This is a genomic window from Mycobacterium sp. ACS4331, assembly GCF_001667265.1.
Taxonomy (GTDB): domain Bacteria; phylum Actinomycetota; class Actinomycetes; order Mycobacteriales; family Mycobacteriaceae; genus Mycobacterium.
In genome coordinates this window covers 62,150-86,088 of record NZ_LZHW01000015.1, presented here as the reverse complement: position 1 = coordinate 86,088, position 23,939 = coordinate 62,150, and the positions used below count along the sequence as shown (strand labels likewise).

The following is a 23,939-nucleotide window of genomic DNA, read 5'->3' as shown; positions in this document are numbered from 1 at the left end:
CCACTTCACAACCGGAGGCCTTCACCTGTCACACAGGCTCACCGATACCAAACCGGACAACGTCCCTGGACATCACAACTAGGCCGACACCTTGCGGTAGATCTCCAGGGTCTGCTCGGCGATATGGGCCCAGGAGAACTCGTCGATGCAGCGCTGACGTCCGGCCCGTCCGAAGGCATCCGCCTTGTCGGGGTCGGCGATCAGCGCGTTCACCGCGTCGGCCAGATCGGTCTCGAACGCCTGCGACGCGGCCGCGTCGTAGTGCACGAGGGTGCCGGTCACCCCGTCGCTGACCACCTCGGGTATCCCGCCGACGTCTGAGGCGACGACCGCGGTGGAGCACGCCATGGCCTCAAGATTGACGATGCCGAGCGGCTCGTACACCGACGGACACACGAAGACCGTCGCAGCGGACAGAATCTCGCGGATCTTCGCGATCGGCAGCATCTCGCGCACCCAGAACACTCCGGATCGCGCGGCCGACAACTCATCCACCGCGTTCGACACCTCAGCGGCGATCTCGGGGGTGTCGGGTGCTCCGGCGCACAGCACCAACTGCGCCTCGGGCGCGAAGCGGTGTGCCGCCGCGACCAGATGCGCGACCCCCTTCTGCCGGGTGATCCGACCGACGAAGGCCACCACCGGCCGGCTGGGATCCACGCCGAGGTCGGCGAGTACCGAGTCCTCGGGATCCGGCGCGGCGGGGTACCACGCGGCGGTGTCGATGCCGTTCTTCACGACGTGCACCCGGTTGGGGTCGAGCGCCGGGTAGACCCGCAGCACGTCCTCGCGCATCCCGGAACTGACCGCGATGACCGCGTCGGCCGCCTCCACCGCGGTGCGTTCCACCCACGACGAGACGCGGTAGCCGCCGCCGAGCTGCTCGGCCTTCCAGGGCCGAAGCGGTTCCAGCGAATGCGCGGTCACCACATGCGGGATGCCATACAGCAGCGCCGCGACGTGCCCGGCCATGCCGGTGTACCAGGTGTGAGAGTGCACGATGTCGGCCCCCGCAGCACTGTTGGCCATCACCAGATCGGTCGACAGCGTCGACAGTGCGGCGTTGGCGCCCTGCAGCGCCGGATCGGGTTGAGCGACCGTCACGCCCGGACGCGGCGCACCCATGCAGTGCACGTCGACGTCGCACAGTCTGCGCAGCTGGGCGACGAGTTCGGTCACGTGGACACCGGCGCCGCCGTAGACCTCCGGCGGATACTCCCGCGTCATCATCGCCACCCGCATAGCGTCACCGTAGTGGTGCGGTGGGGTGTGCGCACCCCTGCCTCCAAACGGGGCGATATCCGCTGTGCGGCGGCGTACAAATCGGCGTTTGACCTAGCCGCATCCGGCTGTGTGCCGATAGGTTTGAGGAATGAGGGAAGCGCCACATGTGCTGGGCATCGTCCTGGCGGGCGGGGAGGGCAAGCGCCTGTACCCATTGACGGCTGATCGCGCCAAGCCGGCGGTTCCCTTCGGCGGTGGTTACCGCCTGATCGACTTCGTGCTGTCCAACCTGGTGAATGCCCGGTATCTGCGGATCTGCGTTCTGACGCAATACAAATCGCATTCGCTGGACCGGCACATCTCGCAGAATTGGCGGCTGTCGGGATTGGCCGGGGAGTACATCACCCCGGTGCCGGCTCAGCAGCGCCTCGGGCCGCGCTGGTACACCGGCTCGGCCGACGCGATCTACCAGTCGCTGAACCTGATCTACGACGAGGATCCCGACTACATCGTGATCTTCGGTGCCGACCACGTGTACCGGATGGATCCCGAGCAGATGGTGCAGCACCACATCGAAAGCGGCGCGGGCGCGACCGTGGCGGGCATCCGGGTTCCGCGCACCGAGGCGACCGCGTTCGGATGCATCGACGCCGACGATTCCGGCCGGATCCGGCAGTTCGTGGAGAAGCCGGCCGACCCGCCGGGCACCCCCGACGACCCCGAGCAGACGTTCGTCTCGATGGGCAACTACATCTTCACCACCAAGGTGCTGATCGACGCGATCCGCGCCGACGCCGACGACGACCATTCCGACCACGACATGGGCGGCGACATCATCCCGCGCCTGGTGGCCGACGGCATGGCCTCGGTGTACGACTTCAGCAACAACGAGGTGCCCGGCGCCACCGAGCGCGACCACGGGTACTGGCGTGACGTCGGAACGCTCGACGCGTTCTACGACGCGCACATGGACCTGGTGTCGGTGCACCCGGTGTTCAACCTGTACAACAAGCGTTGGCCGATCCGCGGCGGCGCGGAGAACCTGGCACCGGCCAAATTCGTCAACGGCGGTTCGGCGCAGGAGTCGGTGGTCGGTGCGGGCAGCATCGTGTCGGCGGCGTCGGTGCGCAACTCGGTGCTTTCCTCCAACGTCGTGATCGACGACGGCGCGATCGTCGAGGGCAGCGTGCTGATGCCCGGCGTCCGCGTCGGCCGCGGTGCCGTGGTGCGCAAGGCGATTCTGGACAAGAACGTCGTCGTCGGCCCCGGCGAGATGGTGGGCGTCGACCTGGAGAAGGACCGGGACCGGTTCGCGGTGAGTTCCGGCGGCGTCGTCGCAGTCGGCAAGGGCGTCTGGATCTAGCGAGCCGGAATTTCACCCAGCCTGTAGTTCACTCGCTTGAACTGCGCGGCACCTACAGCCTCGCGGAGGGGGCGGGCTTCGACGCGGGTGCCCGCTTTCAGGGCGCGCCCGGGACGGGTCTCTTTCGGCTGCGGATGCGGCGCAGCAGCTTCCACGCGCCCCAGGCGATCACCGCCAGGAACACCAGCACCAGCACGGGCAGCAGCAGCGCCACGAGCACCAGACCGAAGCTCGTGACGTCCTCAACGGTCGAAAGCACGGGTGCGGCCACGCCTGCGGTCGCGACGTTGGCCGCCGGTCTGACCGCCGATTTGGTCAGCGACACCACGAGCGCGATGACGACGCCGATCACGACGGGCACCCACTGGCCCGACTGCGCCCACGCACCGGGATCGGCGACAGCGGTGGTCTGGGCCGCCGTCCCGGACCCGAACACGATGCCACCCGCCGCGGGCCGCACGAACGTCTGCACGGTGTCGTTGATGCTGTCGAGTGCGGGCACCTTGTCGGCGATGACCTCGACGACCAGCAGTACGGCCAGGATGGCCAGCACCCATCCGTTCTCCATCCAGGACCAGCCCTGCGGCAGGTTCACCACGTCGGTGAACCGCGCGAGCAGTCCGAGCATCAGCATGGGGATGTAGGCGTTGAGTCCCGCTGCGGTGGACAGGCCCAGGCCCGTCAGCAACTGCTCCATGGCATAAGTATGCGGTGACGGCCGCCCCGGGCCGGGGTATTCACCACACGCGTGGGACCAGGCGGTACCTGACCTTCTCGGCGTAATCGCGGTAACCGGCGAGTTCGTCGGACAGCAGGCGTTCCTCGTCGCGGATCCGGGTGGCCAGCAACAGCAGCCCAGGCGGAACCAGTGCCAGCGCCCAGAACGAGTCGAGCGCCAGCGGCATGCCGACCATCATCACCAGCACCGAGCTGTACATCGGGTGACGCACCATGCGGTACGGGCCCGTGGTCACCAACCGCTGGCCGGACTCGACCGTGATAGACGCGCCGGCGAACCGATTGGCGATGACCACCACCCCCTGTGCCGCGGTCAGCCCGACCGCGACGAACACGTCGCCCACCACGATCAGCCAGAACGGCACCTGCGACCAGCCGAAGCGGTGGTCGAGCGCGCTGAGCACCAGGATCGCCACCACCAGCCCGACGGTCGCGGTCATGATGATCCGCTGCGCGGGCCGGGTCTCGGCCGTGGGGCCGGCGCGCAGACGGCGTTGAAGCGCAGCCGGATCCGTGATCGCCAGATAGATGGTGGGGATGAAGGTGGACACGGCGAACACCGCGATGAAGACCCAGGCCTGCCAGTAGTGCCAGGTTCCCGCGGGGAGGAACAGCGCCAACGCGAAGAAGGCGAAACCGACGATGGCCGAAGCGACGGTCTGCAGCGCAAGCTTCATGGCGTCCTCCTCAGCGCAGATCGCGACGCCGAAACGCCGCGAACGCGCACACGATCAGCGCTGCGTCGATCGCCAACAGCCAGAGTGCGGGCACCAGCGGGGACGCCGTGCCGGCCACGTGCACGAAGGGAACGACGTCCAGCAGCCAGTGGGGGAACCCGGCCAGCGATCCGAGCAGATACAGCGTCACGAAGCCCGCGAGCACAGCCCACGCGACTGGGGTGAATCGGGGGATCGAGCCGAAGAGCGCTGCGGTGACCGCGATGAGAAGCCACACGGCGGGAAGCTGCGCGACCGCGGCGCCCAGCACGTGGATCATCTTTCCGTTGACGTCGGAGGCCGCGATGCCGTAGGTCAGTCCGACGGCCCATCCCGCGACCAGCATCGCCGCACCGCTGCCCAGCGCCGCGATGACGAGATGGCTTGCCAGCCAACGGCTCCTGCTGACGGCGCCGGCCAGCAGCGGCTCGGCGCGCAGGCCGGACTCCTCCTGGTGCAGGCGCAGCGCCACCGAGATGCCGCAGGCGGAGGCCAACATCGCGAACATCGTGAACGCGACCGCGATGAACGCCTCTTCGAGTGCTTCGACGCCGCCGAGGCGGATGACCACATCGTGCGCGATCTGGCTGCCGCCGATCTCGTCGGCGACCCCATGTGCGACGCTGCCGATCATCAGGCCGTAAAGGCACAGACCCACCGTCCACAGCAGCACGGTGCCGCGGTCGAGTCGCCAGGCCAGACCGAACACACCGCTCAACGACGGCGCGGCGCGCCGAGGACCGGGCCGTTCAGCCAGCAGGCCTGCGCCGACGTCGCGGCGGTTCAACAGCACGAAGGCCATCGCGATCAATGCCACGGCCGTGCCCAGATGCAGGAGCAGCACCCACCACCGGTCCCCGGCGTACGGTCGCATCTGCAGCGACCAGCCCAACGGCGACAGCCAGGACAGTCCCACCGCACCCGCGTCGCCGACTGCGCGCAGCGCGAACGCCGACGCCAGCACCCCGAACGCCAGTCCGCGCGCGAATCGCGCGCTGGGGGAGAGTTGGGCCGAGACCGCGGCCACACCCGTGAAGACCAATCCCGACCCGAACAGCGCGAGGCAGAACGCCGCCGAACCGGCCAACGGCACCTCGGTCGTCGCGAGTCCGGCGAACCCGATGACCGCCGTCGCCGCCGCTGCGCCGCACACCAGCAGCAGGGTGGCCGCCAGGCTCGCGTATCGGCCGACGACGCACGTGTCGACGAGTTCGGTGCGGCCGGCCTCCTCGTCGGCGCGGGTGTGGCGGATGACGGTCAGGATGACGGCCACGGCGATCAGCAGATGGAAGATCGATGCCTTCCAGATCCCCACGGCGCCAAGGCTGTCGGCGTAGACGTTGCCGTACAACGCGCGCTGGGCCGGACTTGCCATGATCGATGCCGCCAGTGCCGTGCGCGAGGCCTGCGTCGGGTAGACGGCGTCGACGCTGCTGATGTAGACCGAGGCCAGCGGCACCGACAGCAGCACCACCCACAGCGGCAGCACGATCCGATCGCGACGCAGTTGAATCCGCAGCAGCCCAAGGGTTCCCGTGAAATCACCGGTCCGCGGCCGCGCAGGGTTCGCCGGTGCGCCGGGCCGGTCCAGTGTCGCGGTGCTCATGAGTGCACCTCGTCTGGGGTTCGGGCTTGGTCCGGGTCGGTGGTGTCGTAGTGCTGCAGGAACAGATCCTCCAGGGTGGGCGGCCGGCTCTCCAGGCTGCGCACCCCGGCGTCGCCGAGTCGTCGGATCAGATCACCCAGGCTGGCGCTGTCGACCTGCGCGTGCAGGGTGATTCCGTCGAAGCTCGCGTCGGCGACCCCGGGCATCCGGCCGACATCGCCGGGATCACGGACCATCTCGGCCTTGATCGAGGTGCGCGAGAGATGACGCAGCGACTCCAGCGTGCCGCTCTCGACGGTGCGGCCCGCGCGGATGATCGTCAGCCGGTCGCACAGCGCTTCGGTCTCGGCCAGGATGTGGCTCGACAGCAGCACGGTCGCGCCCCGGTCCCGGGCCTCGCGGACACACTGCTGAAAGACGTTCTCCATCAAGGGATCCAGCCCCGTGCTCGGTTCATCGAGCATCAACAGCGTGGCGTGGGACGAGAACGCTGAGACCAGGGAGACCTTCTGCCGGTTGCCCTTCGAGTAGGCGCGTGCCTTCTTCGACGGGTCGAGCGCGAAGCGTTCGATCAATTCCTCGCGCCGTCGCGTGTCCTGTCCGCCTCGCATTCTGGCCAGCAGGTCGATGATCTCACCGCCGGTCAGCGACGGCCAGAGCGTCACATCACCCGGCACGTAGGCCATGTCGCGGTGCAGTGCGACGGCGTCGGTCCAGGGATCACCGCCAAGCACGTGCGCGCTCCCGCCGTCGGCGCGGACCAGGCCCAGCAGCACGCGCAGCGTGGTCGACTTTCCGGCACCGTTCGGGCCGAGGAAGCCGTGCACCTCACCGGTGTGGACCGTCAGGTCCAGCCCGTCAAGTGCGCGCACCGATCCGAAATTCTTGATCAGACCGCGGGTTTCAACCGCGAACCTGCTCCTTGGGGTCATCCGTCCCCTCCTCGGGTTGTTGTTCGCGTTCGGCGAGGAATGCGTCGAACATCGTGGAGTCGGTCAACAGTCCCTGGGTGTAGACCTCCAGCGCGGGCAGGACCATGTCCCGTGCGTAGTCGTGAAGCACCGCTCGCATGTCGTCGGGGTGATCGTGCAGTTGCAGATACAGCAGGAACCCGCCGCCGCCGGCCATGGCCAGGAAGCGGGCGCGCGCCTTCGGGTCGGCGCTGGGTTTGACGGTGCCGGCCCGCACGCCGTCGTCGAGGTACTGCTCGGCGTTGCCGATCATCCTGCGCCAGAGCATCTTCGCCAGTTCGCCGCCGGTCTGCAGGCTGCGGACGAGGTAGGCCATCAGCGGCGCGAAATCCTCGATCTCGGCGACGGCCGCGAACCAGGCGGCGGGATCACTGGTCTGCAGTGATTCGGACTTCGACTCGCGGACGGTCTCGGCGACGAACTCGTCGCACACCCTGCGGAGCTGATCTTTGGATCCGAAGTGGTGGATCACCAGAGCGGGGCTGACCCCCGCGGCCTTGGCGATCGCGCGCACGCTGACATCGAAACCGTGTTGACCGAACTGTTCGATGGCCGCCGAGCGGATCCTCGCGGCTGCGGTCAGATCGTCCACTGAACGCATGTTCAGTACGCTAAACACTTGTTCAGCGGCCGTCAACCCCTTGACCGCCGGCAGGCCCCAGAGCGGCGCTTTCGTTGCCGAAGCTGGCCGTTCTGGGGCCTGGTCGCGGGGCTGCTTGGGGGCTACTCGCTGGGGGACTGCTCGCGCGCGGCCGCCAGGATGCCGTCGCCCAGCGGGACCAGCACGGGGGTGAGGCGTTCATCCTCGGCGATCAGGCGCGCGGCTTCGCGTACGGCGACGACCTCGGGATCGTTGGCCGCCGGGTCCCCGGCGCGGCCGCCCAGCGCGGCGCGGTGCACCACGATGACCCCGCCGGGGCGCAGCAGGCGCACGCCCTCGACGACGAAGTCGGGCTGGTCGCGGGGTTCGGCGTCGATGAACACCAGGTCGTAGGACTCGTCGGCCAGGCGGGTGAGCACCTCCTGCGCGCGACCGCTGATGAGCCGGGTCCGGGAGGGGCCGATCCCGCCCTCGTTGAAGGCCTGCTTGGCCAGACGCTGATGCTCGGGTTCGACGTCGATGGTGGTCAGTACGCCGTCGTCGCGCATACCCGCCAGGAGCCACAGTCCACTGACGCCGACACCAGTGCCCACTTCGACGACGGCTTTGCCGCCGGACAGCCTCGTCAGCAGGCTCAGCAGCGCGCCGACGGCCGGCGTCACCGCACCGCACCCGGTGTCCTCGGAGCGCTCACGGGTCGCGGCCAGCACCGCGTCCTCGGAGATCGAGCCCTCGGCATGGGTCAGCATCGACTCGGCGCGGCGGGCGTTCTCGGCGCCTCCTGGTTCGTCTTGAGAGGCCATTCCCGCAGCGTAGAGGCAAGCGACCCGCTCATGAAACAGGCGCGCCACGGCAGGACCGTCCCGCGGTACGGTGAGTCGTCCGCCGACACGCCGGTGTCGTCGGGGCATGGTGCACATCACTTTCCCGCATCGCCCCAGCGCAACGGCACCGCCAGCGCCTTTCTCAGGGAAAGCTCAGTTTGCTCACACTGTTGGCACACACGTTCGAGAGAGGGTATCCGCATGGAACGCGGCGAATGCTGGTCCGGGAATACTCAGCAGTCTGCGGGTGTTGCCGATGACATTCGTCGTCTGCGGGCAGCATGCCCCAGCCGTGACCAGGAGGATCTGACGACCACCACGATGATGGCCCCGACCACCATGGCTCATCTCGAGCAGCAGACCGATCACTTCATCGAGCCGTCGGAGGAGCCTCAGGGCACTGCGGTGTTCGACGCCACCGGCGATAAAGCCACGATGCCGTCCTGGGATGAACTGGTGCGCCAGCACGCCGACCGCGTGTACCGGTTGGCCTACCGCCTCTCCGGCAATCAGCACGACGCCGAGGATCTCACGCAGGAGACCTTCATCCGGGTCTTCCGGTCGCTGCAGAACTACCAGCCCGGAACCTTCGAGGGCTGGCTGCACCGCATCACCACGAACCTGTTCCTGGACATGGTCCGGCGCCGCAGCCGCATCCGCATGGAGGCGCTGCCCGACGATTACGACCGCGTCCCGGCCGACGACCCGAACCCCGAGCAGATCTACCACGATGCGCGGCTCAACGCCGACCTGCAGGCCGCGCTCGACGCTCTGCCTCCGGAGTTCCGCGCCGCCGTCGTGCTGTGCGACATCGAAGGTCTGTCCTACGAGGAGATCGGCGCCACTCTCGGCGTGAAGCTGGGCACCGTCCGCAGTCGCATCCACCGCGGCCGCCAGGCCATCCGGGATTTCCTGGCAGCTGAGGCGAACCGCGCGGCCGACTCGGCCTGAATCCCCGGAACGGACCGATCATGATGTCGTATCGCTATCAAGGGCAGCGTGTCGCGCGCTACATTCGAGGTGATTCTGTCCGGTCCGCCCTGCGCGGGCGCACAGCGGGAAGAGGAGCGCGGGTGATGATGGAGCGTGGGCACCTGTTCCGCCGTGCGTTCTCCTGGCTTCCCGCGCAGTTCGCTTCGCAGAGCAGCGCTCCCATCGGGGCGCCGCGGCAGTTCGGTTCCACCGAGCACCTGTCGATCGAGGCGGTCGCCGCCTACGTCGACGGTGAACTGAGGATGAACGCGCACCTGCGCGCGGCCCATCACCTGTCCCTGTGCTCGCAGTGTGCCGCCGAGGTCGACGCGCAACGGCAGGCGCGCGAAGCGCTGCGGGACTCCTGGCCCGTGAGCATGCCGAGCAGTCTGTTCACCACGCTGTCGCAGATTCCCAATGCCCCGCTGACGCCGCCCGACGACGTGCAGCAGCCGGTTGCCGATCCGCTGGCCCAAGACCGCGGTCGCGACCGGCGTCGTCGCCGGTAGGCTAGGCACGGTCGGCGCCGGGACGCGGCCCGGCCGCATCTCGTGAGCGCAAGAAGAGGATGACTTGAGCCCTAACGAAGACTCCGCGCCGGGATCGAGCGGCCCACGCCTGGCCCCTCGTCCCGTCACCCGACCGCCCGTTGACGAAGCATCTCGCCGCGTGTTCGGCAGGCCGGACGGCGTCGACGGCTCCTTCATCGCCGAGAACGTGCGGTCTGCGAAGTATCGCGAAGCCGACGAGTTCCAGCCCCGCGACCTGCCGCCGGACCCTGTCCTGGCGCAGGCCTTCGGCCGCCCCTACACGGGCGCGGAATCCCTTCAGCGTCATCCGATCGACGCGGGCGCGCTCGAGGCGGAGGGCGAGGGCCCCGAGGAACCCGAGGATCCGTGGCGTAATCCGGCGGCGCAGGTGGCACCCGGCAAACCGGCAGTAGAGGCGCAGCCGGCGACCGCCGCGGCGTTCGTGCCGACCAAGCTCGGGGTGCGCGATGTGCTGTTCGGGCGCAGCGTCTCCTACGGCGTGCTGGCGATCCTCGGTGCCATGGCGCTGGCAATCGGCCTGGTCGGCGGCTGGATCGGGCAGAAGACCGCCACGGTCGCCGAGGCCTTCACGACGTCCAAGGTGACGCTGGAGACCGGCAGCGGCGAGGAGCTTCCCCCGGGACAGTTCTCCCGGGTGGCCGCGTCGGTGGCCGACTCGGTCGTCACGATCGAGGCGGTCAGCGACAAGACCGGGGCGCAGGGATCGGGCGTCGTCATCGACGGCCAGGGCTACATCGTCACCAACAACCATGTGATCTCCGAGGCCGCGGCCAACCCGAGCCAGTACAAGATGACCGTCGTCTTCAACGACGGCAAGATCGTGCCGGCCAACCTCGTGGGCCGTGATCCGAAGACCGACCTCGCGGTGCTCAAGGTCGACAACGTCGACAACCTGACGGTGGCGCGGCTCGGAGACTCCGACAAGGTCAAGGTCGGCGAAGAGGTCATCGCGGCAGGTGCACCGCTCGGACTGCGCAGCACGGTGACCCACGGCATCGTCAGCGCGCTGCACCGGCCCGTCCCGCTGTCCGGCGACGGATCCGACACCGACACCGTGATCGACGCGATCCAGACCGACGCCTCGATCAACCACGGCAACTCCGGTGGACCGCTGATCAACATGAATTCCGAGGTCATCGGGATCAACACCGCGGGTAAGTCCCTGTCCGACAGCGCGAGCGGTCTGGGCTTCGCGATCCCGGTCAACGAGATGAAGTACACCGCCGAGACCCTGATCAAGGACGGCAAGATCAACCACCCGACGCTGGGCTTGAGCGCTCGGTCGGTCAGCAACGACCTGGCGTCCGGCGCGCAGGTTGCCAACGTCAAGGCCGGTGGCCCGGCGGAGAAGGCCGGCGTGCTGGAGAATGACGTCGTGGTTCGGGTCGGAGATCGCAAGGTCGCGGATGCCGACGAGATGATCGTCGCGGTGCGGCAGCTGAAGCCCGGTGAAGAGGCCGACATCGAGGTGGTTCGCGACGGGCGGCACGTCACGCTGCGCGTCACTCCGCAGGCGGACGGCTAGACATGTTCGCCAATGTCGGCTGGGGCGAGATGCTGGTGCTGGTGATCATCGGCCTGGTGGTGCTCGGCCCGGAACGCCTGCCGGGTGCGATCCGTTGGACCTCAGGTGCTCTGCGCCAGGCGCGCGACTACGTCAGCGGCGCCACGAGTCAACTGCGCGAGGACCTCGGCCCCGAGTTCGAGGACCTGCGTGAACCGCTGTCCGAGCTGAACCGGCTGCGGGGGATGACCCCGCGAGCAGCGATCACCAAACACCTTCTGGAAGGCGATGATTCGGTCTTCAAGGCCTTCGAGGTCGATGAGCTGAAGGGTTCGCCGACGTCCAACGGTTCGGCGGTCAAGCCCGTGTCGGCACCCTCGCCGACACCGGCCGTCGAGTCCAGCACCCCGGCCCCGACGAAGTTCGATCCCGACGCCACCTAGAGGCAACCCCGCCCGCGAGATTCGTTACTTCCGCCCGCGAAAATGCATCCAGGGCTGTTGGGGACCGATCATCACAGCCCTGACTGCAGTCTGGCAGTCGCGCGATGACGTGGCCGGGCGCCAGCGGGCGGGAAAGGTCGCCGGCGGGCGCGAAAGGGCGCCGACACCGCTCAGCGTCGGGTGGTGTCCAATCCCAGCGACATACCGGCCAGCCCCCGCTTCCGCTCGGACAGCGCATCGGCAATGCTGCGCAGCTGCCTCCCCGCTGCCGAATCCGGCGCTGAGAGCACCAGCGGCACCCCGCTGTCGCCCGCGGCCACCAGGGCGGGATCCAGTGGCACCTGCCCCAGCAGCGGGACGTCGGCACCAACCGACCGGCTCAGGCTCTCGGCGACCTGCTTGCCGCCACCCTCGCCGAACACCTGCATGGTGGTGCCGTCGGGCAGCACCATGCCGGACATGTTCTCCACCACGCCGACGACGCGCTGCCGGGTCTGCAGCGCGATCGCGCCAGCCCGCTCGGCGACCTCGGCGGCCGCCAACTGCGGCGTCGTGACGACCAGGATCTCCGCGCTGGGGATCAACTGTGCGATCGATATCGCGACGTCACCGGTGCCCGGCGGCAGGTCGAGCAGCAGCACATCGAGGTCGCCCCAGTAGACGTCGGTCAGGAACTGCTGCAGGGCTCGGTGCAGCATCGGCCCGCGCCACACCACGGGCGTGTTGCCCTGGGTGAACTGGGCGATCGAGATGACCTTCACGTCGTGCGCGACGGGCGGCACGATCATCGAGTCCACCTGCGTGGGCCGGTCGTCGGTGCCCATCATGCGCGGCACTGAATGGCCGTAGATGTCGGCGTCGAGAAGACCGACCGACAGCCCGCGGGCGGCCATCGCCGCGGCCAGGTTCACGGTGACGCTGGACTTGCCCACCCCGCCCTTGCCGGAGGCCACGGCGTACACCCGGGTCAGCGATCCGGGCTGCGCGAACGGGATGACCGGTTCGGCGGCGTCGCCGCGAAGCTGCCTGCGGAGTTCGGCGCGCTGTTCGTCGTTCATCACGTCGAGGCTGACCCGAACCGCGCCGGTGCCGGGCACGTCCGCGACGGCCTGGGTGACCAGTTCGCTGATCTCGGTCTTCTTCGGGCACGCGGCGGTGGTCAGATAGATCTCGACGTGGATCGCCGAGTCGGCGCCGACCTCGATGTTCTTCACCATCCCGAGTTCGGTGATGGGGCGGCGCAGTTCAGGGTCGATCACCTTGGCCAGCGCGGTCCGCACGGCCCCGGCGAGATCGGAGGTTTCAGTCATCACCGCTGAGTCTAGTGGGGCGGGCCCACCCTGTTTTCAGCGCAGCCGTTGACGGCCTTAAGGGGTGGGAGCCTCGGCAGGCCCGGGCAGCGGTCCCGTCGATGCGGGGCCCGGTGCCGGGGGCGCCGACTCGGCTGGGGCCGAGCCCGGAGCCGACGCCGGGACCGGACCCGGAGCTGCCGCTGGGGCAGGGGCCGGAGCGCCGGGAACGGGGGCCTCAGCGCCGGGCATACCCGGCAGTGCCGGGGCCGCGGGCAGGGCCGGGGCAGCTGCCGGTGGTGGCGGGGGAGCCATCCAGGGCGGCAGGAACGGTGCCGGCGGCGGTGCCGCAGGGGTGGGCGTGTGCGCCGGGTTTCCGCCGATGCAGAACACCGCGCAGGGTGACTCGGGTGCGGTGCCCGGGCCGGCCGAGGGCGGACCGGGCGGCACGGGCAGCTGGTTGGCGACGTCGGTCGGGGTCAGGTTGAACACCGGAAGCTCACCGATCGGGTTGCTGAGGCTGGTCCCCGGCAGATCCGGGCCAAGGCCCTGGAACCCCTGAATGCCTTCGAACGCCTCGATATGGGTGTCCGCGATCGGCGGCGCCCCGTTGATCGGCGGCAGGTCCAGCGGAGCGACGCCGGTCGCGTAGGCCCCGGCCCAGCCGAGCACGTTGCGCGCGTAGGCCATCGAGTTGTTGTAGCGCAGGATCGAGGTCAGCACCTGGTTCTGATCGCGCAGATTCAGGTTGCCGCTGCACAGGTAGCGGGCCGCGGCCAGGGCCGCGTCGTAGACGTTCTGTGGGTCAGCCCTGCCGTCGCCGTCACCATCGGAGGCGTAGCGCGACCAGGTGCCCGGCAGGAACTGCATCGGGCCCATGGCCCGCACATAGGTGACCCGTCCGGCCTGCACACTCTGAACGATGACCTCGTTGCCGGGCAGCGTGCCGTCCAGAGCGGGACCGTAGATCGGGTTCACGGGGTTGCCGCGGGTGTCGGTGGCACCGCCGTTGGCGTGGCCGGACTCGATGCGGCCGATGCCGGCCAGCAGATTCCAGCTGACGCCGCAGTTCGGGTAGGCGCGGGCCATCATCGACTCGGCGTTGCGGTAGGCGCTCAGGGCGATCGCCGGGATGCGCATGGCTCCCGGGGCCGACACCACGACGCTCGGCGGCGGGGCCGACACGTTCGCCTTGGCCACGTGGAACGGTGTCGGGGGCCGGGCGACGGCGATCACCGTCGGGCCCGACGTGTCGCGCGGCGTGGGCGCGACCGCGACCATCGGCGTCACATCCGTGTCGTGCACGTTGTCGTTGTTGGGGGCCAGCGTCGGGCCGGAGGCGCCGACGGCCGCGGCCAGGACCAGCGGGGTGATGATGCCGACGCCCAGCGCAGGTGAATGCGCGACGCGGGAGAGTCGGCCGCGCGCGGAAGTCAGAGTCGTCGCCAGGGCCGGGCGCGCCCCCGAGCCTCCGCCTATGCGCACTCGACCGTCCTCGTTGCTGCCAGATGGGTCTCGTCGTTCCACTTGTGAACCAAGTCACCATACATAGTCTTGTGACGGCTGTGGCCACAATGGTCGTGCAACTGCTCTCCTGCCCTGCTCACGACGATTTCTTTCCTCCGTCGCCCCGGCCCGACTTGGACTTCCCGTCGGTGTGCTCCGGCTGCAGCGCCTCGAGCATGTCACGCAACTCCTCGAGTTCGCGGCGCAGGTAGTCGCGGGTGACCACTTCACCGATCGCCAGGCGCAGTGCCGCAAGCTCGCGGGCCAGGTACTCGGTGTCGGCCTTGGTCTGTTCGGCGCGACGCCGGTCCTCATCGAGGGCGACGCGGTCGCGGTTCTCCTGCCGGTTCTGGGCCAGCAGGATCAGCGGGGCGGCGTAGGCGGCCTGCGTCGAGAACGCGAGATTCAACAGGATGAACGGGTAGGGGTCCCATTCCAGGCCGACCGCGAAGAGGTTCAGGGCAATCCATACGATCACGACGATGGTCTGAATGGCCAGGTAGCGCCCCGTGCCGAGGAACCGGGCGATGTTCTCGCTGAACCGTCCCACCGCCTCGACGTCGACGCGAGGCGCGAAGCGGGACGTGCGCGGCGTGTCGAGACGTCCGCGTGACGTCGACTCGCTCACGGCGCGGTGTCCAGTTCGGGTTCACCCTCGCTGGCCCGCCAGTCGTGCGGCAGCAGGTGGTCGAGGATGTCGTCGACCGTGACGGCGCCCAGCAGGTGCCCCTCCTCGTCGACGACCGGCCCGCACACCAGGTTGTAGGCCGCGAAATACCGGGTCAACGCGGCCAACGACATGTCCGGCTCCAGGCTCGGCAGGTCGGCGTCGACGATCCCGCTGACCAGCGCCGCGGGTGGCTCGCGCAGCAGGCGCTGCAGGTGTACGCACCCCAGGTACCGGCCCGTCGGGGTGGCCGTGGGCGGACGCACGACGAACACCAGCGAGGCCAGGGCCGGCGTCAGGTCGGGGTCGCGCACCCGCGCCAACGCCTCGGCCACCGTCGTGTCGGGGGCCAGCACGACGGGATCCGACGTCATGAGGCCACCCGCGGTGTCGGGGGAGTGCTGCAGCAGGCGGCGCACCGGGTCGGAGTCCTCGGGGTCCATCCGGGCCAACAGCACCTCGGCCTCGGTCGGGTTCAGGACACCCAGCAGGTCGGCGGCGTCGTCGGGGTCCATGGCCTCGAGCACGTCGGCGGCGCGTTCGGTGTCCAGCGACTGCAGCACGTCGATCTGCTCGTCCTCCTGCAGCTCCTGCAGGATGTCGGCCAACCGTTCGTCGTCGAGAGCGGTGATCACCTCGTTGCGGCGCTTGCGCGGCAACTCGCGGATCGCGTCGGCCACCTCGATCGGGCGCTGATCTTCGAACTGGTGCAGAAGCTGGGCCACCCCCTGGCCGGGCAACGCGAGGCCCGACGGCGTCAGGCCCGAGACGTTCTGCCAGTCGATCACGTAGACGTTGCTGCGCCGGCCCAACCGTCGCTGGCTTCGGACGGCGACCCGCGTCACGATCCAGTCGCGCGACCGGATCTGCTCGATCGCGAGGTCGACGACCGTCAGGTCGATGCCGGCGAGCTGCTCGTACTCGGGATCGTTGACCTGCACGCGGGTGTCCAGCACCTGCCCAAGCACCAGCACTTCACCCGGACGCTGGACGAAACGCCGCAGCGACACGTTGGCGGTGGTGAGGGTGACGGCATGAGATTCGATCGCGGTGACCCGCAGAATCGGTACGAAAATCCTTCGCCGCGTGAGCAATTCGACAACGAGGCCCAGTACGCGGGGCTGCTGTCGCACGATGCTGATGCTGATGACGACGTCGCGGACTCTGCCCAGCGACTCCCCGTCGGGTCCCAGCACCACCAACCCAGCCAGACGCGCCGCGTAGACCCTGTTGACGGACGCCATGACTGTTAAGGGTAGGAGTGGAACCGTGAATAGCGCGTATCGACCCCGCAGGACGTGTCTCTCGGTGCCCGGCAGCAGCCGCAAGATGATCGACAAGGCCAAGCTGTTGCCCGCCGATGAGGTCTTCCTCGACCTCGAGGACGCGGTCGCGCCCGAGGCCAAGGCGACGGCGCGCGCCGAGGTCGCCGCGGCACTGGCCGAGCCGGGCTGGGCCGGTCAACTGCGCGGTGTGCGGGTCAACGACTGGACCACGCCGTGGACGCACGCCGACGTCATCGACGTCGTCGCCGCGGCGGGGGAGCACCTCGACGTGGTGATCCTGCCCAAGGCCACCGAGGTCGCCCACGTCACCGCGCTCGATCTGCTGTTGACCCAACTCGAACTCAGCCACGGCCTGGAGGTGGGCCGGATCGGGATCGACGCCCAGATCGAGGATGCCCGGGGCCTGACCAACCTCAACGCGATCGCCGCGCACCCCCGCGTGCACGCGCTGGTCTTGGGACCGGGCGACATGGCGGCGAGCCTGAACATGCGCACACTGGAGGTCGGCGGCCAGCCCGAGGGATACGACATCGGCGACGCGCACCACCACGTCCTGATGTCCATCCTGATCGCCGCGCGCGCCCATGGCGTCGCGGCGATTGACGGGCCGTTCGTGAAAGTGCGCGATGTCGAGGGGTTCCGGCGTGTCGCTGGGCGGTCGGCCGCGCTCGGCTACGACGGCAAGTGGGTGCTGCATCCCGATCAGATCGAGGCCGGGAACGAAATCTTCAGCCCCCGTCAGCAGGACTACGACCATGCCGAACTGATCCTCGAGGCCTATGAGTGGCACACATCGTCGGCGGGCGGCGCCCGCGGCGCGGTGATGCTCGGCGACGAGATGATCGATGAGGCCAGTCGCAAGATGGCTCTGGTGATCGCGGCGAAGGGACGCGCCGCCGGAATGCAGCGTCAGGGCGCGCCCTTCACGCCGCCGAGCTAGAACGACGAGTAGTCGGGCGAGTTCAACCCGATCGCGCCGACCGCGATCACCAGGATCAGGGCGAGCACCAGAGTCAGCGCCCCCACGACGATGCCGGCGATCGCCAGCCCCCGACCCTGCTGTCCCGTGGTCTTGATCTGGTTCAGCGCGACGATCCCGAGCACGATGCCCACGATCGGCGCGACGATGAACCCGCAGCAGAGCAGGGTCAGCACCAGCCCACCGGCCGAGGTCGCCAGCGACGCGATGGCCATGCCGTTGGTGCCTGTCGGCGGCTGCTGGCCGTACGGGTCATAGGGGTTGGCCGGACCGGGGTACGGCGGGGGATACCCGCCCGCCGCGGGCGGATACGCCCCCGGCGCCGAGTAGCCGCCGGACGGTGCGGGATAGGACGGGGGATACCCACTCGTCGGCGGTGGGGGATAGCCGCCCGACGGCGGCGGAGGGTAGGACCCGGGGTAACTCGGCGGCGGCGGCGGATACGCCGACGGCGGCGGCGGATACGCCGGGTAGTCCACCGGCGAGTACGGGTCGGGCTGCGACTGCTCGCCGTTGGGGTCGCCTGGGGTGCCGGGTGGTGGTGTCGTCATGTCCTCATCGCATTGCGTAGATGGTCCAGATCAGGCCGATGATCAAGGTGGCCACTCCCACCACGATGCCAGCGACGGCCAACCCGTAGCCCCGCTGGGGTGCCCGCCGGATCTGATCACGGGCGACGATGCCGAGTGCGATGCCCACGGTCGCGGGCAGACCGCCGAGGTACGGCACGAGGCCGGCCACCGAGGAGACCAGCGACACCACCGCAAGGACATTGGTGCCGGGGCGCGGGGCCGGCGCATCACCGCTGTGGAGTGGATCGGGGATGGACGTCCCAGCGGGCGGGGCCGACGTGAGGGCCCAACCGTCGGGATGCGGATTTCGGCCTGGATCGCCATCCACCGCAGTCATGGTGATAAACCTAGCGTATGTGCAGGTCGCGCGGTGGTCGTGTCGCAGTCAGGCACTATCGACGGCTCGAGTTCGTTGAGCCGGAGAGCGGTTCGGCCCGCCCGGCCCGGTCGGCTCGAACGGGTGGCACTGCAGGCATCTGAAGAGGAGAATGACCAACGATGACCAGTCCCTTTCAGCCCGGATCTCCCGCCGGCGGTACGTCAGCATCCGGCGCCCGCAGGCCGGTCGGCCTGCCCACCCCGCCGAAGGGGTGGCCGATCGCGTCCTATCCGACCTACGCCGAAGCCCAGCGTGCCGTGGACCACCTCTCGGACCAACAGTTCCCGGTCCAGCAGGTCACGATCGTCGGGGTGGACCTCATGCAGGTCGAGCGGGTCACCGGCCGGCTGTCGTGGCCGAAGGTGCTCGGTGGCGGTGTGCTCACCGGTGCGTGGCTGGGCATCTTCATCGGCCTGGTGCTCGGATTCTTCAGTGAGAATCCCTGGTCGGCGCTGCTCACGGGCTTGGTCGCCGGTGTGTTCTTCGGTCTGATCAGCTCCGCGATTCCGTACGCGATGGCGCGCGGCACACGCGATTTCAGCTCCACGATGCAGCTCGTCGCCGGACGCTACGACGTGCTCTGCGATCCGCAGAACGCCGAGCAGGGGCGGGACCTGCTGGCGCGCTTGCAGATCTGACACGTGCGCCTGCGCGTCGTCAGATTGCGACGCGCCTGGGTCAGGTGTTGCATGTCACGTGGCCGTGGCTCTACGGTTCTGGCGCGGGAGTAACCCGGTGGCCGAAGCCGAGAGGCGGTGTGAGCAGTTCGTGACAGCGTGCGCACGCTCGACGGGTCTGCGTACCCGCATGTGGAGATTTGGCGCCGGCGCAGTGGCGGCACTGACTGTGGCTTCGACGGTTTCGGCGTGTGGTGAGTCCTCCGACGGGGTGGTGATCAGCTACTACACGCCGGCCAGCGAGACCGCGACGTTCACAGCCGTCGCGAAACGGTGCAATGAACAACTCGGGGGCAGGTTCACGATCCAGCAGGTCAGCCTGCCCAAGGGCGCCGACGACCAGCGGCTGCAGTTGGCGCGGCGACTGACCGGCAACGACCGCACGCTCGATGTGATGGCACTCGACGTGGTGTGGACCGCGGAGTTCGCCGAGGCGGGTTGGGCGCTGCCGCTTTCCGACGACCCCGCGGGTGAGGCCGAGGCCGACGCCACGTCGAACACCCTGCCCGGCCCGCTTGAGACCGCGAAGTGGCAGGGCAAGCTGTATGCCGCGCCCATCACGACCAACACCCAACTGCTCTGGTACCGGGCCGATCTCATGGCCGCGCCCCCCACCACCTGGGACGGCATGGTCGCCGAGGCCACTCGCCTGCACGCCGAGGGCAAGCCGAGCTGGATCGCCGTGCAGGCCAAGCAGTACGAGGGCCTCGTGGTGTGGTTCAACACGCTGTTGCAGAGCGCCGGCGGACAGGTCCTGTCCGACGACGGCAAGACCGTGACGCTCGTCGACACCCCCGAGCACCGCGAGGCGACCGTCAAGGCGCTGTCGATCATGAAGGCCGTCGCGACCGCGCCGGGCGCCGACCCATCGATCACCCAGACCGACGAGGGCACCGCTCGACTCGCCCTCGAGCAGGGCAACGCGGCGCTGGAGGTCAACTGGCCCTTCGTGCTTCCGTCGATGCTCGAGAACGCCGTCAAAGGCGGTGTGTCCTACCTCCCGCTCAACGAGCGTCCCGAACTCAAGGATGCGATCAACGACGTCGGCACGTTCTCGCCCACCGACGAGCAGTTCGACATCGCCTACGCCGAGAGTCAGAAGGTGTTCGGCTTCGCGCCGTACCCCGGTGTGCGCGAGGGCGAACCGGCTCGCGTGACGCTGGGCGGGCTCAATCTCGCGGTGGCGAAGACGACCAAGCACAAGGCCGAGGCGTTCGAGGCGGTCCGGTGCCTGCGCAGTGTCGAGAACCAGCGGTTCACCTCGATCGAGGGCGGCCTGCCCGCGGTGCGGACCTCGCTCTACTCCGATCCGGCGTTCCAGAGGAAGTACCCGCAGTACGCCATCATTCAGGATCAGCTCACCAATGCCGCGGTGCGACCCGCGACGCCGCTGTACCAACCGGTGTCGACCATGATGTCGGCGACGCTGGCTCCGGTCAGTGCAATCGATCCCGAACGCACCGCCGATGAACTCGCCGAGCAGGTGCAGAAGGCGATCGACGGCAAAGGACTGATCCCGTGACGGTCACCGCGCCCGCGACCGGGCAGCTCACCGACGACAAGAGATCCGAACGGCGGCTGGCGTTCTGGCTGATCGCGCCCGCGGTCTTCCTGATGGTGGCGGTCACCGCGTACCCGATCGGGTACGCCGTGTGGCTCAGCCTGCAGCGCTACAACCTGGCCGAACCGGACGACACCACCTTCGTCGGGTTCAGCAACTACGTCACCGTCCTGACCGACAACTACTGGTGGACTGCGCTTCTGGTGACCACGGTGATCACCGTGATCTCGGTGGCCATCGAATTCGTGCTGGGCATGGCGCTGGCTCTGGTGATGCACCGCACCATCTTCGGAAAAGGCTTGGTGCGCACCGTGATCCTGATCCCGTACGGGATCGTGACGGTCGCCGCCGCCTACAGCTGGTACTACGCCTGGACGCCCGGCACGGGCTATCTGGCCAACCTCCTGCCCGACGGCGTCGCGCCGTTGACCGAGCAGTTGCCGTCGCTGGCCGTGGTGATCCTGGCCGAGGTGTGGAAGACCACGCCGTTCATGGCGCTGCTGCTGCTGGCCGGACTGGCGCTGGTGCCCGACGACCTGCTCAAGGCCGCCCAGGTGGACGGCGCAGGCGGATGGCAGCGGCTGACGAAGATCATCCTGCCGATGATGAAGCCGGCGATCCTGGTGGCGCTGCTGTTCCGCACGCTGGACGCGTTCCGCATCTTCGACAACATCTACATCCTGACCGGCGGCTCGAACAACACCGCCTCGGTCTCAATCCTGGGTTACGACAACCTGTTCAAGGGCTTCTCGATCGGGTTGGGCTCAGCGATCAGCGTGCTGGTGTTCCTGTGCGTCGCGCTCATCGCGTTCATCTTCATCAAGCTTTTCGGCGCCTCGGCGCCGGGTTCCGATAGCGAGGTGCGCTAGATGTCGGAGCGGGTGGCTCCCAGTCGGGCCGCGGGCTGGACCATCGTCAACATCATCGTGGTGATCTACGCGATGCTGCCGGTGCTGTGGATCCTGTCGCTGTCGCTCAAGCCGACCTCGTCGGTCAAGGACGGCAAGCTGATTCCGTCGGAGATCACCTTCGACAACTACAAGGCCATCTTCGTCGGCGGCAACACCAACGTCTTCAACTCGGCGCTGCTCAACTCGATCGGCATCGGTCTCATCACCACCGTCGTGGCCGTGGTGATCGGCGGCATGGCCGCGTACGCGGTGGCGCGCCTGGACTTCCCGGGCAAGAAGGTCCTCGTCGGGGTGGCCCTGCTCATCGCGATGTTCCCGCAGATCTCCCTGGTGACCCCGATCTTCAACCTGTGGCGCACCGTCGGCCTGTTCGACACCTGGCTCGGGCTGATCATTCCGTACATCACCTTCGCCCTGCCGCTTGCGATCTACACTCTCTCGGCGTTCTTCCGTGAGATCCCGTGGGACCTGGAGAAGGCCGCCAAGATGGACGGCGCCACACCCGCACAGGCGTTCCGGAAGGTGATCGCACCACTGGCCGCGCCCGGCATCGTCACGGCCGCCATCCTGGTGTTCATCTTCGCGTGGAACGACCTGCTGCTGGCCCTGTCTCTGACCGCGACGAAGTCGGCCATCACCGCACCTGTGGCGATCGCCAACTTCACCGGCAGTTCGCAGTTCGAGGAGCCCACGGGTTCCATCGCGGCCGGTGCCATGGTGATCACGGTGCCGATCATCATCTTCGTTCTGATCTTCCAACGGCGCATCGTCGCCGGACTGACCTCTGGCGCGGTGAAAGGGTAGCGATGGCCGAGATTGTCCTGTCGCATGTGACCAAGAGTTACGCCGATGGCAAGGGTGTGCGGGATGCCGTCAAGGATCTGTCGCTCACCATCGCCGACGGCGAGTTCGTCATCCTGGTCGGCCCCTCGGGGTGCGGAAAGTCCACCACGCTGAACATGATTGCGGGCCTGGAGGACATCTCCTCGGGCGAGTTGACCATCGCCGGCGAGCGGGTCAACGAGAAGGCCCCCAAGGATCGCGACATCGCGATGGTCTTCCAGTCCTATGCGCTCTACCCGCATATGACGGTGCGGCAGAACATCGCCTTTCCGCTGACCCTGGCGAAGGTGGCCAAGGCCGACATCGCCAAGAAGGTCGAGGAGACCGCGAAGATCCTCGACCTGACCGAGCTGCTGGACCGCAAGCCCTCGCAGCTCTCCGGTGGCCAGCGGCAACGGGTCGCGATGGGCCGCGCGATCGTGCGCAACCCCAAGGCGTTCCTGATGGACGAGCCGCTGTCCAACCTCGATGCCAAGCTGCGCGTGCAGATGCGCGGTGAGATCGCGCGCCTGCAGCAGCGACTCGGCACCACGACGGTCTACGTGACCCACGATCAGACTGAGGCCATGACGCTGGGCGACCGCGTCGTGGTGATGCGTGCGGGTGTGGCGCAACAGATCGGCACCCCCGACGAGCTGTACGCCCGGCCGGCGAACCTGTTCGTCGCGGGCTTCATCGGTTCGCCGTCGATGAACTTCTTCCCGGCCACCCTCACCGATTTCGGCGTTCGACTGCCGTTCGGTGAGGTCACGCTGACGCAGGACGCGCTCGACACCATCGCCTCGCACCCGACCCCGAGGAACGTCATCGTGGGTGTGCGGCCCGAGCAGTTCGAGGACGCCGCGCTGATCGACGGCTACCAGCGCATCCGCGCCCTGACCTTCGATGTCACCGTCGATCTGGTGGAGTCGCTCGGCGCCGACAAGTACGTGTACTTCACGACGTCGGGGGACAGCGCGCATGCCGAGCAGTTGGCGGAGTTGGCGGCCGAATCCGGTTCGGGCGCCAACCAATTCGTGGCTCGAGTGTCGACCGACTCGGCCGCGGCCCCGGGCCGGACCCTCACCCTGGCCTTCGAGTCGTCCAAGATTCTGGTGTTCGACGCCGACTCCGGAGTGAACCTCACGCTGCCGGTGCCCGGAGCCAGGTGAGCTCGGTTCTCGACGACGTTCGTGGCCACCTGATCGAGCATTTCGCGCAGGCGGGCATCGTCGGCGAGCCGGATTCCGCCAGCGTGACGTTCCTGGGCGTGGAACCCATCACGGTGCTGAGGTTCGGCCCGGATCCCCGTCCCGGCCGCGACGGCGTCGTGCACTACGTGTCGTTGGGGTGTTCGCGTCATCCGATGGGCGACCCGACCTCCCCGACCGCCGATCCGATTCGAGGACCGCGCGCCGAAGTTGTCGTGAGTCTGCGTCCGACCATCCCGACGCCGGGTATTGCGCGCACTGTGGCACTGCTGGCCGCGACGCCCGCGGTCGACGGCATCGTGCTGCTGCCCGATGCGCTCATCGACCTCGGCACCGCGCTGTGGGCGGCGCAGCCCGGGCACGCGCCGCTGTCGGCGGTGCTGCTGGGGGAGCCGCAGATCCCCGAGTTGCCGCGCCCCGCGCCGATGGATCCCGTGCAGTTCCTGACAGCCGTGCCGATCACGGGGAACGAGGCCGCCTGGGTGCGGCTCAAGGGGGCCGACGAGTTGCGTCGCACCTGGGAGCAGGACGGCACCGACATCCTCGACCCCGCCCGCGTCTAGCCC

The 23,939-nt window shown here is 68.5% G+C and carries 25 protein-coding genes; 12 read left to right on the top strand and 13 right to left on the bottom strand.

Features of this window, described 5'->3' with window-relative positions:
- Positions 1-78: 78 nt before the first annotated feature.
- Complete coding sequence (gene glgA, locus A5727_RS05500; protein WP_068245825.1) at positions 79-1,242, bottom strand: glycogen synthase; 1,164 nt, start codon at positions 1,240-1,242, stop codon at positions 79-81.
- Positions 1,243-1,372: 130 nt separating this feature from the next.
- On the opposite strand from glgA, the gene glgC reads away from it, so the two are divergent.
- The gene (glgC, locus tag A5727_RS05495) at positions 1,373-2,587 is read left to right on the top strand and encodes a glucose-1-phosphate adenylyltransferase (RefSeq protein ID WP_068245822.1); all 1,215 of its coding nucleotides are present in this window, start codon (positions 1,373-1,375) and stop codon (positions 2,585-2,587) included.
- 97 nt (positions 2,588-2,684) lie between these two features.
- Here the strand turns inward: glgC and A5727_RS05490 are convergent, their stop codons facing one another.
- From A5727_RS05490 to A5727_RS05465, 6 genes are all read right to left on the bottom strand, one after another.
- Positions 2,685-3,284, bottom strand: coding sequence for a DUF4126 domain-containing protein (locus A5727_RS05490; RefSeq protein ID WP_068245819.1), 600 nt, complete (start codon positions 3,282-3,284; stop codon positions 2,685-2,687).
- 40 nt (positions 3,285-3,324) lie between these two features.
- Positions 3,325-4,002 (bottom strand): methyltransferase family protein, encoded by a 678-nt coding sequence (locus A5727_RS05485; protein ID WP_068245816.1) that lies wholly within the window; start codon positions 4,000-4,002, stop codon positions 3,325-3,327.
- A gap of 10 nt (positions 4,003-4,012) precedes the next feature.
- Complete coding sequence (locus A5727_RS05480) at positions 4,013-5,647, bottom strand: ABC transporter permease (RefSeq protein ID WP_157521233.1); 1,635 nt, start codon at positions 5,645-5,647, stop codon at positions 4,013-4,015.
- On the bottom strand, positions 5,644-6,579 hold the full coding sequence (locus A5727_RS05475) for an ABC transporter ATP-binding protein (protein WP_068245813.1): 936 nt from the start codon (positions 6,577-6,579) through the stop codon (positions 5,644-5,646). Before A5727_RS05475 ends, A5727_RS05480 begins: the two co-directional genes overlap by 4 nt.
- On the bottom strand, positions 6,551-7,219 hold the full coding sequence (locus A5727_RS05470) for a TetR/AcrR family transcriptional regulator (protein WP_068245810.1): 669 nt from the start codon (positions 7,217-7,219) through the stop codon (positions 6,551-6,553). The genes A5727_RS05475 and A5727_RS05470 overlap by 29 nt, the downstream gene beginning before the upstream one ends.
- Before the next feature lie 122 nt (positions 7,220-7,341).
- Positions 7,342-8,022: an O-methyltransferase gene (locus A5727_RS05465; protein ID WP_068245806.1), complete on the bottom strand. Its 681-nt coding sequence runs from the start codon at positions 8,020-8,022 to the stop codon at positions 7,342-7,344.
- Between the two features lie 342 nt (positions 8,023-8,364).
- Here A5727_RS05465 and sigE point away from each other — a divergent pair, with 342 nt between their 5' ends.
- The 4 genes from sigE to tatB all read left to right on the top strand — a co-directional run bounded on the left by sigE (position 8,365) and on the right by tatB (position 11,513).
- A complete protein-coding gene (sigE, locus tag A5727_RS05460; protein WP_231991962.1) occupies positions 8,365-8,994 on the top strand; it encodes an RNA polymerase sigma factor SigE in 630 nt (209 codons plus the stop codon).
- Positions 8,995-9,119: 125 nt separating this feature from the next.
- On the top strand, positions 9,120-9,524 hold the full coding sequence (gene rseA, locus A5727_RS05455) for an anti-sigma E factor RseA (RefSeq protein WP_068245801.1): 405 nt from the start codon (positions 9,120-9,122) through the stop codon (positions 9,522-9,524).
- A gap of 64 nt (positions 9,525-9,588) precedes the next feature.
- On the top strand, positions 9,589-11,091 hold the full coding sequence (htrA, locus tag A5727_RS05450; protein WP_068245798.1) for a serine protease HtrA: 1,503 nt from the start codon (positions 9,589-9,591) through the stop codon (positions 11,089-11,091).
- A gap of 2 nt (positions 11,092-11,093) precedes the next feature.
- Positions 11,094-11,513 (top strand): Sec-independent protein translocase protein TatB, encoded by a 420-nt coding sequence (tatB, locus tag A5727_RS05445; protein ID WP_068245795.1) that lies wholly within the window; start codon positions 11,094-11,096, stop codon positions 11,511-11,513.
- 170 nt (positions 11,514-11,683) lie between these two features.
- Here the strand turns inward: tatB and A5727_RS05440 are convergent, their stop codons facing one another.
- From A5727_RS05440 to A5727_RS05425, 4 genes are all read right to left on the bottom strand, one after another.
- Entirely contained in the window at positions 11,684-12,823 is a 1,140-nt protein-coding gene (locus tag A5727_RS05440) for an Mrp/NBP35 family ATP-binding protein (protein ID WP_068245793.1), read from the bottom strand.
- A gap of 57 nt (positions 12,824-12,880) precedes the next feature.
- Positions 12,881-14,287: a lytic transglycosylase domain-containing protein gene (locus A5727_RS05435; protein WP_068245790.1), complete on the bottom strand. Its 1,407-nt coding sequence runs from the start codon at positions 14,285-14,287 to the stop codon at positions 12,881-12,883.
- Positions 14,288-14,405: 118 nt separating this feature from the next.
- Positions 14,406-14,936 carry a DUF1003 domain-containing protein gene (locus tag A5727_RS05430; protein WP_068245787.1) on the bottom strand — a complete coding sequence of 177 codons (531 nt, stop codon included), beginning with the start codon at positions 14,934-14,936 and terminating at the stop codon, positions 14,406-14,408.
- Positions 14,933-16,219, bottom strand: a complete 1,287-nt coding sequence (locus A5727_RS05425) for a magnesium transporter MgtE N-terminal domain-containing protein (RefSeq protein ID WP_068245784.1) — start codon at positions 16,217-16,219, stop codon at positions 14,933-14,935. The genes A5727_RS05430 and A5727_RS05425 overlap by 4 nt, the downstream gene beginning before the upstream one ends.
- A 25-nt stretch (positions 16,220-16,244) precedes the next feature.
- On the opposite strand from A5727_RS05425, the gene A5727_RS05420 reads away from it, so the two are divergent.
- Positions 16,245-17,201 (top strand): HpcH/HpaI aldolase/citrate lyase family protein, encoded by a 957-nt coding sequence (locus tag A5727_RS05420; RefSeq protein ID WP_082949613.1) that lies wholly within the window; start codon positions 16,245-16,247, stop codon positions 17,199-17,201.
- On the opposite strand, the gene A5727_RS05415 is transcribed toward A5727_RS05420, so the two are convergent.
- Positions 17,198-17,791, bottom strand: coding sequence for a DUF4190 domain-containing protein (locus tag A5727_RS05415; protein WP_068245781.1), 594 nt, complete (start codon positions 17,789-17,791; stop codon positions 17,198-17,200). The two genes, A5727_RS05420 and A5727_RS05415, sit on opposite strands and share 4 nt — an antisense overlap.
- 4 nt (positions 17,792-17,795) lie before the next feature.
- Positions 17,796-18,149, bottom strand: a complete 354-nt coding sequence (locus A5727_RS05410; protein ID WP_082949612.1) for a DUF4190 domain-containing protein — start codon at positions 18,147-18,149, stop codon at positions 17,796-17,798.
- Between the two features lie 161 nt (positions 18,150-18,310).
- Between A5727_RS05410 and A5727_RS05405 the strand changes: the two genes are divergently transcribed.
- The 6 genes from A5727_RS05405 (at position 18,311) to A5727_RS05380 (ending at position 23,936) form a co-directional block, all read left to right on the top strand.
- Positions 18,311-18,829, top strand: a complete 519-nt coding sequence (locus tag A5727_RS05405; protein ID WP_068245775.1) for a YflT domain-containing protein — start codon at positions 18,311-18,313, stop codon at positions 18,827-18,829.
- 169 nt (positions 18,830-18,998) lie between these two features.
- A complete protein-coding gene (locus A5727_RS05400) occupies positions 18,999-20,390 on the top strand; it encodes an ABC transporter substrate-binding protein (RefSeq protein ID WP_082949611.1) in 1,392 nt (463 codons plus the stop codon).
- Positions 20,387-21,298 carry a carbohydrate ABC transporter permease gene (locus A5727_RS05395; protein WP_068245772.1) on the top strand — a complete coding sequence of 304 codons (912 nt, stop codon included), beginning with the start codon at positions 20,387-20,389 and terminating at the stop codon, positions 21,296-21,298. Before A5727_RS05400 ends, A5727_RS05395 begins: the two co-directional genes overlap by 4 nt.
- Positions 21,299-22,144 (top strand): carbohydrate ABC transporter permease, encoded by an 846-nt coding sequence (locus A5727_RS05390; protein ID WP_068245769.1) that lies wholly within the window; start codon positions 21,299-21,301, stop codon positions 22,142-22,144.
- A 2-nt stretch (positions 22,145-22,146) separates the two neighbouring features.
- Complete coding sequence (locus tag A5727_RS05385; RefSeq protein ID WP_068245767.1) at positions 22,147-23,334, top strand: ABC transporter ATP-binding protein; 1,188 nt, start codon at positions 22,147-22,149, stop codon at positions 23,332-23,334.
- Complete coding sequence (locus A5727_RS05380; RefSeq protein ID WP_068245763.1) at positions 23,331-23,936, top strand: suppressor of fused domain protein; 606 nt, start codon at positions 23,331-23,333, stop codon at positions 23,934-23,936. Before A5727_RS05385 ends, A5727_RS05380 begins: the two co-directional genes overlap by 4 nt.
- The last annotated feature ends 3 nt before the right edge of the window (positions 23,937-23,939 follow it).

Excerpts from the sequence above, each read along its gene's own strand:
- glgA (WP_068245825.1), bottom strand. The coding sequence starts at position 1,242 with ATGCGGGTGGCGATGATGACGCGGGAGTATCCGCCGGAGGTCTACGGC.
- glgC (WP_068245822.1), top strand. The coding sequence starts at position 1,373 with ATGAGGGAAGCGCCACATGTGCTGGGCATCGTCCTGGCGGGCGGGGAG.
- A5727_RS05490 (WP_068245819.1), bottom strand. The coding sequence starts at position 3,284 with ATGGAGCAGTTGCTGACGGGCCTGGGCCTGTCCACCGCAGCGGGACTC.
- A5727_RS05485 (WP_068245816.1), bottom strand. The coding sequence starts at position 4,002 with ATGAAGCTTGCGCTGCAGACCGTCGCTTCGGCCATCGTCGGTTTCGCC.
- A5727_RS05480 (WP_157521233.1), bottom strand. The coding sequence starts at position 5,647 with ATGAGCACCGCGACACTGGACCGGCCCGGCGCACCGGCGAACCCTGCG.
- A5727_RS05475 (WP_068245813.1), bottom strand. The coding sequence starts at position 6,579 with ATGACCCCAAGGAGCAGGTTCGCGGTTGAAACCCGCGGTCTGATCAAG.
- A5727_RS05470 (WP_068245810.1), bottom strand. The coding sequence starts at position 7,219 with ATGCGTTCAGTGGACGATCTGACCGCAGCCGCGAGGATCCGCTCGGCG.
- A5727_RS05465 (WP_068245806.1), bottom strand. The coding sequence starts at position 8,022 with ATGGCCTCTCAAGACGAACCAGGAGGCGCCGAGAACGCCCGCCGCGCC.
- sigE (WP_231991962.1), top strand. The coding sequence starts at position 8,365 with ATGATGGCCCCGACCACCATGGCTCATCTCGAGCAGCAGACCGATCAC.
- rseA (WP_068245801.1), top strand. The coding sequence starts at position 9,120 with ATGATGGAGCGTGGGCACCTGTTCCGCCGTGCGTTCTCCTGGCTTCCC.
- tatB (WP_068245795.1), top strand. The coding sequence starts at position 11,094 with ATGTTCGCCAATGTCGGCTGGGGCGAGATGCTGGTGCTGGTGATCATC.
- A5727_RS05440 (WP_068245793.1), bottom strand. The coding sequence starts at position 12,823 with ATGACTGAAACCTCCGATCTCGCCGGGGCCGTGCGGACCGCGCTGGCC.
- A5727_RS05425 (WP_068245784.1), bottom strand. The coding sequence starts at position 16,219 with ATGGCGTCCGTCAACAGGGTCTACGCGGCGCGTCTGGCTGGGTTGGTG.
- A5727_RS05415 (WP_068245781.1), bottom strand. The coding sequence starts at position 17,791 with ATGACGACACCACCACCCGGCACCCCAGGCGACCCCAACGGCGAGCAG.
- A5727_RS05410 (WP_082949612.1), bottom strand. The coding sequence starts at position 18,149 with ATGACTGCGGTGGATGGCGATCCAGGCCGAAATCCGCATCCCGACGGT.
- A5727_RS05405 (WP_068245775.1), top strand. The coding sequence starts at position 18,311 with ATGACCAGTCCCTTTCAGCCCGGATCTCCCGCCGGCGGTACGTCAGCA.
- A5727_RS05400 (WP_082949611.1), top strand. The coding sequence starts at position 18,999 with ATGTGGAGATTTGGCGCCGGCGCAGTGGCGGCACTGACTGTGGCTTCG.
- A5727_RS05390 (WP_068245769.1), top strand. The coding sequence starts at position 21,299 with ATGTCGGAGCGGGTGGCTCCCAGTCGGGCCGCGGGCTGGACCATCGTC.
- A5727_RS05385 (WP_068245767.1), top strand. The coding sequence starts at position 22,147 with ATGGCCGAGATTGTCCTGTCGCATGTGACCAAGAGTTACGCCGATGGC.